Genomic DNA, 11,171 nt, shown 5'->3' with positions numbered 1-11,171 from the left:
ATTCGGGCCAGACCCCCTAGCCCGGTCGGTGCGCCCGAAGCGCCCGGTTGCTGCCCGTTCTCAGCCCTCGTCTCAGGCGCGTACGACCCGGGGTCCGAGGGCTGAGAACCGGCGGGCCTCGGAGGCCGGCAGCTCAGTGCCGGTGATGAGCAGCTCGAAGTCGCGTACGCCGGCGAAACGACACAGGCTGGAGGCCCCGAACTTGGTGTGGGCGCCGAAGAAGATCCGCCGCCTCGATCGCTCGATGGCGGTCCGCTTCACCGCGGCCACCGAGGGGTCCTGAGTGGTCAGGCCCTGCTCCCGGGAGATCCCGTTGGCGCCGATGTAGGCGAGGTCGATCACCAGGTCGGCGAGCATCCGGGTCGCCCACTGGTCCACGACGCCCCGGGTGATGGTGCGGACCCGCCCGCCCAGGACGATCACGGTGAGGTCCGGGTCCGCGGAGAGACGGGTGGCCACCGGGAGCGAGGGGGTGATGATCGTCGCGGGTCCCTGACCGAGGATCTCCTCGGCGAGGAACTGCGGCATCGTGCCCTCGTCGATGTAGATCGTCTCCGCGCCGTGCCGGTGCTGGAGGGCGGCCCGGGCGATCCGGTGCTTCTCGTCGACGTCGCGGCCCGCGCGGAACTCGAGGGAGGTCTCGAAGCTGCCGCTCTCCAGGGCGACCGCGCCACCGTAGACCCGCTCCACGACGCCGCGGTCGGCGAGCACCTTGAGGTCGCGCCGGATCGTCTCGACGCTCACCCCGAGATCGGGTGCGAGATCGGCCACCGACACCCGGCCGGTCGTGCGTGCGCGCGCCAGGATCTCCTCCTGCCGGGCCTCGTTCGCGAGCGACGGTTCGGTGGACGTCATGGGCGCCATCATGCCCGGAATCGTGCCCGGTTCGTAGGGGTTGCCGCCGAACCGGGCGCCCGGTTGGTGTGATTGCGGGGTTCTGAGGCACCATGGCGCCGGCACTTCGTGTCGACACTGTCGGGCGGACGGTGCCGCGGCGTTTTGCGGCTACCTCGCCGCGTACGTAAGATTGAATCTCGGCGTGCGCAGTGCGCCGTTCCTGCAGGCATCTGCTGGCACCTATCGCTTCGGGGTCCGGTCTGCCTTGCCGCGGGTCGACACAAGACTTTGAGTTCGGAGCAATGAAGGAGACCGCGGTGTACGCGATCGTGAAGGCTGGCAGCAAGCAGCAGAAGGTCGTTGTCGGCGACGTCATCGAGATCGACCGCCTCGACGGTGAGAACGGCTCGGCCGTCTCGCTGCCCGTGGTCCTCCTGGTCGACGGCGAGAACGTGACCTCGACCGGCCTCGACAAGGCTTCGGTTGCTGCTGAGATCGTCGGTGCCTCCAAGGGCCCGAAGATCATCATCCAGAAGTACAAGAACAAGACCGGCTACAAGAAGCGCCAGGGTCACCGTCAGAAGTACACCCAGGTCAAGGTCACCGCGATCAACGCCTGATTCCGGCGTTCTAGAGACACTTAAAGGACTGAGAAGATGGCACACAAGAAGGGTGCGGCAAGCACCAAGAACGGTCGCGACTCCAACGCCCAGCGCCTCGGCGTGAAGCGCTTCGGCGGCCAGGTCGTCAGCGCCGGCGAGATCATCGTCCGCCAGCGTGGCACCCACTTCCACCCCGGCACCAACGTCGGCCGTGGCGGCGACGACACCCTGTTCGCCCTGCAGCCCGGCGCGGTCGAGTTCGGCAAGCGCCGCGGCCGCCGCGTGATCAACATCGTTCCGGCTGACGCCTGATTCGATAGCACTTCTTCGAAAGGGCGCTCCCCGCTGGGGGAGCGCCCTTTCGGGTTTTGGTGGTCTCAGATCTCCGTCGCGCGCTGTGCGATCGCCTCGAAGGTGTCCCACGGGACCTCCCAGCGGGTCCCGGCACGCGGCCAGTGGATCGCGATGTCGGTGATCCCGATCTCGGCGTAGGAGCCGGCGAGGTCCTCGAACGCGTCGGCCGACTCGGTCCACGGCTCGTCGGTGAAGCCGGACATGAAGAGCTTCGGCATCGCGTCGAAGTCCCGGCCGGCCTTCTCGCAGGCCGTACGGAGCATGTCGAGCCGCTGGGCGACGTACGCCTTCGGGTCGTCGCTCTGCGGATTGGCGATCCACCCGTCGCCGACCTCGGCCGCGAGCCGGATCCCGCGCGGGCCGTTGCCGGCCAGCCACAGCGGGGTGCGGGGCTGCTGCACCTGACCGGGGGAGACGGTGACCTCGTGGGTCTGCCAGTGCTCGCCGTCGATGGTCACCGGCGAGTCGCGCAGCAGCTGGTCGACGGTGCGGGTCCACTCCGCGAACCGGTCGGCGCGCTCGCGAGGCGTGAACTCCCGCCCGAGCACGTCCCCGTCGGAGGTGTGGTCGTCGCCGCCCGCGCCGATGCCGATCGTCACGCGCCCACCGGAGATCCGGTCGAGGCTGCGGATCGCCGCGGCGGTCGGGATCGGCGTACGGAAGTTCGGGGTGGTGACCAGCGTGCCCAGCCGGATCGAGGAGGTCAGGGCGGCCGCGGCCGCCATCGACGTGAACGCCTCCTCCCACGGGCTGTGCCCGCGCCAGGCCAGGTGGTCGTAGACCCACGCCGTCTCGAACCCGAGCTGCTCGGCCTGCACCCAACGCTCGCCCATCGCCGGCCAGTCCTCGATCGGCCACATCACTGTTCCCACACGCATGCGCACAGTCTGCACCCGAGGCTGCGACGCGTCGCGCGGATAACAGGTGTGGGGCGTGCCGTCGGTAGGCTGGAGACATGGCTGTACCCACCTTCGTCGACCGCGTCACCCTCCACGTCGAGGCCGGTCGCGGCGGACACGGGGTGGCGTCGGTTCACCGCGAGAAGTTCAAGCCGCTGGGCGGTCCCGACGGCGGCAACGGCGGCCCTGGCGGGTCGATCATCCTGCGCGTCGACCCCGATGTGACCACCCTGATCGACTACCACCACAGTCCCAAGCGCAAGGCTCCCAACGGCGGGCAGGGCGCCGGTGACCACAAGAACGGCGCCCACGGCGAGGACATGGTGCTCTCCGTCCCCGACGGCACCGTGGTGACCGACATGAACGGCAACGTCCTCGCCGACCTGGTCGGCCCGGGCTCCGAGCTGGTCATCGCCGAGGGCGGCCGTGGCGGGCTCGGCAACGCGGCACTGGCCTCCTCCAAGCGCAAGGCTCCTGGCTTCGCGCTCCTTGGCGAGCCGGGTGAGGCGCGAGAGATCGGGCTGGAGCTCAAGGTCGTCGCCGACATCGGCCTGGTCGGGTTCCCGAGCGCCGGCAAGTCGTCCCTGATCGCGGCGATCTCGCGCGCCAGGCCGAAGATCGCCGACTACCCGTTCACGACCCTGGTGCCCAACCTCGGCGTCGTGAAGGGCGGCGAGATCACCTTCACCGTCGCCGACGTGCCGGGCCTGATCGAGGGTGCCGCCGACGGTCGCGGGCTCGGTCACGAGTTCCTGCGCCACATCGAGCGCTGTGCCGCGCTCGTCCACGTCATCGACACCGCGAGCATCGAGCCGGGCCGCAACCCGGTCGACGACCTCGACGTCATCGAGAACGAGCTCTCCCGCCACGGCGGCCTCGAGGACCGGCCCCGGCTGGTCGCGCTGAACAAGGTCGACGTCCCCGACGGCCGCGAGATCGCCGAGATGACCATCGGCGAGTTCGAGAAGCGCGGGATGAAGGTCTTCGAGATCTCCGCCGCCTCCGGCGAGGGCACCCAGCAGCTGATCTACGCGATGGCCGAGATCGTCGCTGACTCCCGCAAGGACGTCGCGGTGGCGCCGCCGACCCGGATCGTGCTGCGCCCCGAGGGCGTGGAGGGCAAGAACGGGTTCACGGTCAAGGTGTCGAAGAACGGCGAATTCCTCGTACGCGGCCCGCAGCCCGAGCGCTGGGTGCGGCAGACCGACTTCGAGAACGAGGAGGCCGTCGGCTATCTCGCCGACCGCCTCAACCGGCTCGGCGTCGAGAAGCGCCTGGTCGAGCTCGGGGCCGAGGAGGGCGACACCGTCATCATCGGCGACCCGGCGAACTCGGTCGTCTTCGACTTCCGTCCCTCGATCGACACCGGTGCCGAGATGCTCGGCCGCCGCGGTGAGGACCAGCGCTTCTACGAGGAGCGGCCCGCTGCTTCCAGGCGGCGCGAGATCGACGCCGGGATGGAGACCAAGGAAGAGTACGAAGCCCGCGCCGACGTCGCCCGCCGGCTGCGCGACGGGGCCGGCCCGGTGGCGTACGAGATCGGCGGGGAGGACGACCCGGACTGGGCCGAGGACGACCCGTCGGCGGACTCAAGAACACGCTCGGGGGAGTAGCGGCCCCGCCCGACCAGCGGAAAGCGGCGGATCGAGCGGCGTCGGCGCCGGTAGGATCCGGCGCAGCGGAGAGCACAGGCTGACGTACGAGGGGGATCGGTGCAGCGCGAGGTCGTGACCGGGGCACGCCGGGTGGTGGTCAAGGTCGGATCGTCGTCGCTGACGACGGCCGCAGGGGGCATCGACCCCGACCGGGTGAGCGCCTTGGTCGACGTGCTCGCCAAGACCCGGGCCACCGGCGCCGAGGTCGTGCTGGTCTCCTCCGGGGCGATCGCGGCCGGGCTGTCGCCGTTGGGACTGGCCAAGCGTCCGCGGGCGCTGGCCAAGCAGCAGGCGGCGGCGAGCGTGGGGCAGGGGCTGCTCGTTCACCGCTACACAGACGAGCTCGCCCGACACGGCATCATCGCAGGTCAGGTGCTGCTCACGGTCGATGACCTGAACCGGCGGGCCCACTATCGCAACGCCGACGCGACGCTGTCGAAGCTGCTCGACCTGGGTGTGCTCCCGATCGTCAACGAGAACGACACCGTGGCCACCTCCGAGATCCGGTTCGGCGACAACGACAGGCTTGCGGCACTGGTGGCCCACTTGGTCAAGGCCGACCTGCTGGTGCTGCTCAGCGACGTCGACGCGCTCTACGACGCGCCGCCGTCCCAGCCCGGCTCGCGGCGGATCGACGAGGTCGCCTCGCTGGCCGACCTCGACGGCGTGACCATCGGCAAGGCCGGTGCCGCCGGAGTCGGCACAGGGGGCATGGTGACCAAGCTGGAGGCCGCCCGGATCGCTGTCGACGACGGCGTCCCGGTCGTGCTGACCTCGGCCGCTCAGGCAGAGGCTGCGCTCGCGGGCGAGGCCGTCGGCACCCTGTTCCATGCCGTCGGCAAACGACGCCCCGCGCGTCTGCTGTGGCTTCAGCACGCGACCGAGCCGGTCGGCTCGATCACCGTCGACGCCGGTGCGGTCGCCGCGATCAGTCGCCGCGGCGCCTCGCTGCTCGCCGCGGGGGTCACCGGCTACTCCGGCGCGTTCCATGCCGGCGACCCGGTCGACGTCGTCGACCCGTCGGGCGTGGCCGTCGCGCGCGGCCTGGTGAACTACGACGCCGACGAGATCCCGAGGCTGGCCGGGCGGTCCTCCGGCTATCTCGAGGCCAATCTCGGGGCTGCGTACGCTCGGGAGGTCATCCACCGCGACGACCTGGTCGTGTTGTGAGCAGAGCACGGTGGGTTCCCTTGGCGCTGGCGTGGGGAGTGCTCGTCCTCTGTGGCCTGCCAGCGTTGGCGATCACGTTCTCCCGGGCGCTGGCGAGCACCGACCTGCGGGCAGTGCGCCTGGCCGCGTTCGCGCCCTTCGGGGTCGGGTTGTACGCCCTGTGCCTGGTCGCGGTCCTGGTCCTGGTCTGGCTGGCCACCGGTCCCGGCCGGATCCGGCTCGCGGTCGTCGCCGGGGTCGTCGCGCTGTTGTTGGCCGTGCACGTGGCCTGGCAGGCGCCGCTCTATGCGGGATCCCGCGCGACCAGCGCCGGTGAGCCGTTGACCGTGATGACCACCAACCTTCTCGAGGGCAAGGGCGACACCGACGTCGTGGTCGAGACGGTGCGTGCGCACAAGGTCAACGTGCTCGCCATCCAGGAGATCACCCCGGAGGCGTTCGCGAAGCTGTCTAGGACGCTGCGCGACCAGCTGCCCTACCGGATCGGCGAGGCCGCACCCGGCACCATGGGCACGATGATCTTCGCCGACCAGCCGATCACCAAGTCGCGCCGGATCGACACGGCGATGGGGTCGTGGGTCGCCGACGTGGGGGAGTGGCGGGTCGTCGTCGCGCACCCGGCGCCGCCCACGCTCGCAACCTGGCCTGCCGAGCAGGAGCTGATGATCGAGGAGGCGGCCGCGGAGAAGCCCGACCTCGTCCTGGGCGACCTGAACGCCTCGCTCGACCACCACACGGTCCGGCGACTCCTCGGCGACGCAGACCTGCAGGACGCGGCCCGGGCCAGCAACGCCGGATGGCAGCCCACCTGGCCGACCGAGGGTTTCGCCGGCGTACCTCTTCCACCTTCGACCGCGATCGACCATGTCCTGATCGGGGATGACCTGGTCGCGCTGGCGACGAAGACGGTCGAGGTCCCGGGCTCCGACCACCTGGCGCTGGTCGCCTACCTCGGTACTCCCGAGGAGTGAGGCTCCGCCGGGCTAGCCGGTCTTGAGGGCCCCGAACCACTGCTTTGCGCCGTAGGCCTCGAACCGCTCCACCTCGACGAACCCGAGCCTGCGGGCCAGGCGCAGGGAGCGTCCGTTGGCCACCTGGGTGGTGAGGACGACCGGCTCGCCCGGGAGCGTCTTCTCGATCCAGCCGAGGGCGGCTCTGGTCGCTTCTGTCGCGATGCCTGCGCCCCACGATGTTGGAAGAAACTCATAGCCGAGCTCGACCTCGTCGCCCTCCTCGCGTACGTGGTGTGCCCACGCCCGATCGCGGCGCTGGATCGTGATCCTTCCGATGAACTCGCCCGCGTGCTCGACGGCGAAGATTCCGGGCCTGGTGTTCGGATCCTCCGGGATCAGCTGCTCCAGCTGTTCTCGGGTGTGCTGCGGGCCGCCGAGGTAGGCCTGTACTTCCTCGTCCGAGAGAAGCTTGGCCAGACCTGGTCTGTCTTCCGTCCTGGTCTCTCGGAGGATCAGGCGCTCGGTGACGATCGGGTCTGGGGGCCAGGGGACGTCGCCCAGGGGTTTCATGCTCTTGGACGGTAGCTGGGTTCGGGGTTGGTCAGGGGCCTTTTGGGTTGTACGTGGGTGGTTCTGGTTCGTCGGGTGCTGTGCTTCTTGGTTGGGGTGGGCCGCCGACCCTTTCTTTGAGGGTCTTCTCGACGGTCCCCGGAGTAAAGGACGGCCTTCGGCCGCCGGCTTCGCCGGCCGCTTCGCGGTCCTTGACACCGGGGCCCGTCGAGAAAAGATTTGGCTGGCTATCGGGGCGGCGGCCCGGGTGTGGCGCGGAGAGAATCTTTGCTTGAAAGGTTGGCGTCGAGGGGTGTGAGGGTGGCCCTTCGGGCCACTTACCATCCACAGGTGCTAGGCCGTACGCTCACCGCAAAAACAGCGTTTGAACTGGGAAAATAGATGGCTATGGAAGGGTTGTAGGCGTAGAATCAGACCCATCACAACACCTCTTTGAAGGGAGGGGCGGCGATGAGTCTCGGCCGCGACATCAACCCCTGGGGCACCAACCCCGGCGACGCGATCGACGCTGCATTGAAGGCCATCGAGACCGCCCTCCAAGACCTGCTGGCAACAGATCCCGCCTACTGGCGCACCGGGCAGAAGAAAGACCTCCTCGAGCGGCTGGAGATGCTCCAAGCCCAACAGGCCGCCCTGAAGCTCCGGGTGCTCGCCACGGCCGGCGACATCGCCGAGGAGACCGGCGCCAAGGATGCGTCGGGGTGGATGCGGACCGAGCTGTTGGTTGACAAGGGCGTCGCTCGCTCGCAGGTGAAACTCGCGGCTGCGGTGAGCAAGTACGAACTCGTTGCCGCCGGCCTCGCTGAGGGTGTTGTGTCCCAGGACAAGGCACGGGTGATCACCCAAGCCCTCGACCAGATCGAGACAGATCCGGCCGCCAGCGGCGAGGACCTGGTTCTCGCTGAGAAGCTGCTGGTTGACTACGCGACCCAGTTGACGGCGAACGAGTTGAAGATCGTCGGGCGACGGATCCTGAGCGAGATCGACCCAGAACGGTTCGAAGCCGCCGAAGCCAAGGCGTTGCAGCGCGAGGAAGAGCACGCCCAGCGGCGTACGTTCTTCTCGTCCCGTGACAACGGCGACGGCACAGTCGACATCCACGCCCGTGTCTCCCGTGCGGTCGGGATGCGGCTGCGCACGTTGTTGGACTCGTTGGCGCAACCGAGGAAGCTGTCGGCCGAGGACAAGGGCCGCAAAGTGCCCTATGACCGGCTGCTGGGTCAGGCGTTTGCCCGGGTGGTCGAGACCTACGACGTCGACCAGCTGCCCCGCCATGGCGGCCATGGCACCACGGTGTTCATCACGATGAGCGTCGAGGACCTCCGCAAGGACCTCGGCACCGCAGCCCTGGGCTTCGATGGTGACAAGATCACCGCCGCCGAAGCCCGCCGGATGGCCTGCAACGCAGACCTCGTCCCTGTCGTCCTCGGCACTGACTCCGAGATTCTCGACTTCGGTCGAACAGCGAGGTTGGCTTATCCGGTCCAACACCGTGCACTTCGACTAAGAGATAGGTGTTGTCAGGCCGAGGACTGCGACGCCCCAGCCGCGTGGACCGAGGCTCATCACTTGAAACCTTGGTCCGAAGGCGGACTCACCAACTTGGCGAACATGGTCTTGTTGTGTGCGAGTGATCATCGCCGGATCCATGACCCGAACTACGGATATGAGCGGCTTCCGGATGGTCGGATCCGGTTCACCCGGCGCACCTGACTCGGTCTCGCCGGCGCCGCCGCGCCCGTATTCGTCCACCACCCGACACTTGCTGATCTGTCCTCGCGCGCCGTCGTGTCGTGCCACTGCTGCGGGGCAGCCGCTTGGTCTGTGACTTCTTCGGTAGTCCAGGCTCATTTAGGCCGCTGCATTTGGCGGTGCTGCCAGTCCATGGCGTACTCGTCGCCAGCAGATGACCCAGCCCATTCGCCCCGTGGGAGCGTCTAAGAGCGGCTTGGGTCAGTCAGCTGAGGCGGCATCTTGTGGCGTGCCTGGCCTGCCCCGCTCAGGGCAAACCTTGTGAAGCGTTCACAAAGTGTCATCGTCTTGTAAAAGCACGAGGAGGCCCTCCGCCGCCAGGAGCCACCGGCCAGAGATCCCGGGCCCGCACGCAACCAATCGAATCCGCGCCAAACCCCGCCGCCGACCCGATATACAGCCAAAATTCTCGACGGAGCCCGGTGTCAAGGACCGCGAAGCGGCCGGCGAAGCCGGCGGCCGAAGGCCGTCCTTTACTCCGGGAGCCGTTGAGAACACCCTCCCCGAAAGGGTCGGCGGCCCCAGCCAATCGAAGATTGAGCACCACGCGAAACCCAATGGCGGCCAGGCCCCGCCTGCTTGACTGCGACCCATGACCGAAGCCGAAGAACTGACGAAGATCAGCATGCTCTGGGAGTCGGCCGATCCAGATGCCGCGCTGACCGAGCGGTTCGGCTTCGCTTCCCCGGCCGAGGCGACGGACTGGGTGACCGGCGTACTGGCCGAGCACTGGGGGCTGAAGCTGACCGCCTGCGAGCGGTTGGTGATCAGCGATGCCAACTGTCTGGCGTGGATCACCGTCGACGGCTGTCGGATGATCGCCAAGTGGTCGATGCGGCCACGCGTGTTTGCGCGCTTGGCGGCGATCGCACGACTCACGGCGTGGCTGGGGGAGCGTGGGATACCTGTGTCGATGCCGCAGGCGGCTCGGGACGGCAGGGTCCAGGTGGAGGTCGACGGGTTCTCGCTCGGGCTGCAGCGGGTGGTCGATGGTGAGCTGTTGGACATCACCGATCCCGACCAGGTCAGGGCTGCGGGCGAGATGCTCGCGAGGATGCATGCGGCGATGGCCGACTACCCGGAGCTGATCCCCACCGACGAGCCGCCGGCACCGGGCGCCCAGCTGGTCGGCAACGACTTCAGGTCGGCCAACATCCTCTGGTCAGGAGGCAAGATCGCGGCGGTCCTGGATCTGGAGGAGACCACGTACCGCCGCCGGGTGGACGACCTCGCTCAGGCCGCTGTCCTGCTCGGCACGCGCTACCACCACTGGCGTCCGACACCGGCGGATGTGCGCGGGGCGTTCGTCGCGGCGTACAAGTCGGTTCTTCCGTTGGCGGAGGACGACGCCGGTGCGCTCGAGGACAGCATCGAGGCGCACTTGCGGCGCATCCCGTGGCCGGGCTGATCGGTCAGTCGCCGACGGCGTCGATGCCTCGCTGGACGATGAGGGGGTCGGGGGTGCCGACGACTTCTGGGTCCTTCTCGTCGTAGTCGTGGTGGGCGAGGAAGTAGCGCATCGCATTGAGGCGGGCGCGCTTCTTGTCGTTGGAGCGGATCGTGGTCCAGGGTGCCCAGTCGGTGTCGGTGCGGCGGAACATCTCCTCCTTGGCGGATGTGTAGGAGTCCCACTTGTCCAACGACTGCACGTCGATCGGGGAGAGCTTCCACTGCCGTACCGGGTCGATCTGGCGGATGATGAAGCGGGTCCGCTGCTCCGATCGTCCCACCGAGAACCAGAACTTCGTGAGCGTGATGCCTGAGTCGACGAGCATCTGCTCGAAGAGCGGCACCTGGTGCATGAACTGCTCGTACTGGTCGTCGGAGGCGAAGCCCATGACCCGCTCGACGCCGGCGCGGTTGTACCAGGAGCGGTCGAAGAGGACCATCTCGCCGGCGGTGGGCAGGTGCTGGACGTACCGCTGGAAGAACCACTGCTGCGACTCACGGTCCGACGGCTTGGACAGCGCGACCGTGCGGGCGTAGCGAGGGTTGAGGTGCTCCATGAACCGCTTGATCGTGCCGCCCTTGCCGGCCGCGTCCCGGCCTTCGAAGAGCAGCACGTGCTTGCCGCCGACGCGGTCGTTCCAGCGCTGGAACTTCAGCAGCTCGACCTGGAGAAGGTACTTCTGCTCGTCGTAGACCTCGCGCGCGATCCGCTCGGTGTAGGGATAGTTCTCGCGCCAGGTGTCGACTGCCTTGCCGGCCGGGTCCAGGAGTACGGGGTCGTCATCGTGATCCTCGCCGATCGTGTGACCCTCGGTGATCAGGTTGTCGATGTACTCGCGGAATCCCTGGGACATGCATACGACCTTAGGCAGGGGAGGTGAACGGGCGTCGACGTTTCAGCAAGCATCGCCATAGGGCCGTAACCTTGGT

The 11,171-nt window shown here is 68.3% G+C and carries 11 protein-coding genes; 7 read left to right on the top strand and 4 right to left on the bottom strand.

Annotated features, from left to right (window positions below; genetic code table 11):
- Positions 1 to 72: 72 nt before the first annotated feature.
- Positions 73 to 855, bottom strand: coding sequence for a DeoR/GlpR family DNA-binding transcription regulator (locus tag ABZU72_RS20250; RefSeq protein ID WP_355020618.1), 783 nt, complete (start codon positions 853 to 855; stop codon positions 73 to 75).
- A 299-nt stretch (positions 856 to 1,154) separates the two neighbouring features.
- Here ABZU72_RS20250 and rplU point away from each other — a divergent pair, with 299 nt between their 5' ends.
- Positions 1,155 to 1,457 carry a 50S ribosomal protein L21 gene (rplU, locus tag ABZU72_RS20245; protein WP_160024636.1) on the top strand — a complete coding sequence of 101 codons (303 nt, stop codon included), beginning with the start codon at positions 1,155 to 1,157 and terminating at the stop codon, positions 1,455 to 1,457.
- Positions 1,458 to 1,493: 36 nt separating this feature from the next.
- Complete coding sequence (gene rpmA, locus ABZU72_RS20240) at positions 1,494 to 1,751, top strand: 50S ribosomal protein L27 (protein WP_141803598.1); 258 nt, start codon at positions 1,494 to 1,496, stop codon at positions 1,749 to 1,751.
- A 65-nt stretch (positions 1,752 to 1,816) separates the two neighbouring features.
- On the opposite strand, the gene ABZU72_RS20235 is transcribed toward rpmA, so the two are convergent.
- Positions 1,817 to 2,671, bottom strand: a complete 855-nt coding sequence (locus tag ABZU72_RS20235) for an LLM class flavin-dependent oxidoreductase (protein WP_355020617.1) — start codon at positions 2,669 to 2,671, stop codon at positions 1,817 to 1,819.
- Between the two features lie 77 nt (positions 2,672 to 2,748).
- Between ABZU72_RS20235 and obgE the strand changes: the two genes are divergently transcribed.
- From obgE to ABZU72_RS20220, 3 genes are all read left to right on the top strand, one after another.
- Entirely contained in the window at positions 2,749 to 4,305 is a 1,557-nt protein-coding gene (gene obgE, locus ABZU72_RS20230) for a GTPase ObgE (protein WP_355020616.1), read from the top strand.
- Positions 4,306 to 4,404: 99 nt separating this feature from the next.
- Positions 4,405 to 5,517 carry a glutamate 5-kinase gene (gene proB / locus ABZU72_RS20225; protein ID WP_355020615.1) on the top strand — a complete coding sequence of 371 codons (1,113 nt, stop codon included), beginning with the start codon at positions 4,405 to 4,407 and terminating at the stop codon, positions 5,515 to 5,517.
- Positions 5,514 to 6,488 (top strand): endonuclease/exonuclease/phosphatase family protein, encoded by a 975-nt coding sequence (locus tag ABZU72_RS20220; protein WP_355020614.1) that lies wholly within the window; start codon positions 5,514 to 5,516, stop codon positions 6,486 to 6,488. Before proB ends, ABZU72_RS20220 begins: the two co-directional genes overlap by 4 nt.
- A gap of 12 nt (positions 6,489 to 6,500) precedes the next feature.
- Here ABZU72_RS20220 and ABZU72_RS20215 read toward each other — a convergent pair whose 3' ends face one another.
- Positions 6,501 to 7,040 (bottom strand): GNAT family N-acetyltransferase, encoded by a 540-nt coding sequence (locus tag ABZU72_RS20215; RefSeq protein ID WP_355020613.1) that lies wholly within the window; start codon positions 7,038 to 7,040, stop codon positions 6,501 to 6,503.
- A 450-nt stretch (positions 7,041 to 7,490) separates the two neighbouring features.
- Here ABZU72_RS20215 and ABZU72_RS20210 point away from each other — a divergent pair, with 450 nt between their 5' ends.
- On the top strand, positions 7,491 to 8,753 hold the full coding sequence (locus ABZU72_RS20210; protein WP_355020612.1) for a DUF222 domain-containing protein: 1,263 nt from the start codon (positions 7,491 to 7,493) through the stop codon (positions 8,751 to 8,753).
- A gap of 631 nt (positions 8,754 to 9,384) precedes the next feature.
- Entirely contained in the window at positions 9,385 to 10,200 is an 816-nt protein-coding gene (locus ABZU72_RS20205) for a phosphotransferase (protein ID WP_355020611.1), read from the top strand.
- A 4-nt stretch (positions 10,201 to 10,204) separates the two neighbouring features.
- Here the strand turns inward: ABZU72_RS20205 and ppk2 are convergent, their stop codons facing one another.
- Positions 10,205 to 11,095 (bottom strand): polyphosphate kinase 2, encoded by an 891-nt coding sequence (gene ppk2, locus ABZU72_RS20200; protein ID WP_355020610.1) that lies wholly within the window; start codon positions 11,093 to 11,095, stop codon positions 10,205 to 10,207.
- Positions 11,096 to 11,171: the final 76 nt, after the last annotated feature.

The organism is Nocardioides sp. NPDC004968 (genome assembly GCF_040608935.1).
GTDB lineage: Bacteria > Actinomycetota > Actinomycetes > Propionibacteriales > Nocardioidaceae > Nocardioides.
Note: the sequence above shows the minus strand (reverse complement) of the source record. Positions and strands in the feature narration are given on the sequence as shown.

Coding starts and splice junctions, on each gene's coding strand:
- ABZU72_RS20250 (WP_355020618.1), bottom strand. CDS start 855: ATGACGTCCACCGAACCGTCGCTCGCGAACGAGGCCCGGCAGGAGGAG.
- rpmA (WP_141803598.1), top strand. CDS start 1,494: ATGGCACACAAGAAGGGTGCGGCAAGCACCAAGAACGGTCGCGACTCC.
- ABZU72_RS20235 (WP_355020617.1), bottom strand. CDS start 2,671: ATGCGTGTGGGAACAGTGATGTGGCCGATCGAGGACTGGCCGGCGATG.
- obgE (WP_355020616.1), top strand. CDS start 2,749: ATGGCTGTACCCACCTTCGTCGACCGCGTCACCCTCCACGTCGAGGCC.
- ABZU72_RS20215 (WP_355020613.1), bottom strand. CDS start 7,040: ATGAAACCCCTGGGCGACGTCCCCTGGCCCCCAGACCCGATCGTCACC.
- ABZU72_RS20210 (WP_355020612.1), top strand. CDS start 7,491: ATGAGTCTCGGCCGCGACATCAACCCCTGGGGCACCAACCCCGGCGAC.
- ABZU72_RS20205 (WP_355020611.1), top strand. CDS start 9,385: ATGACCGAAGCCGAAGAACTGACGAAGATCAGCATGCTCTGGGAGTCG.
- ppk2 (WP_355020610.1), bottom strand. CDS start 11,095: ATGTCCCAGGGATTCCGCGAGTACATCGACAACCTGATCACCGAGGGT.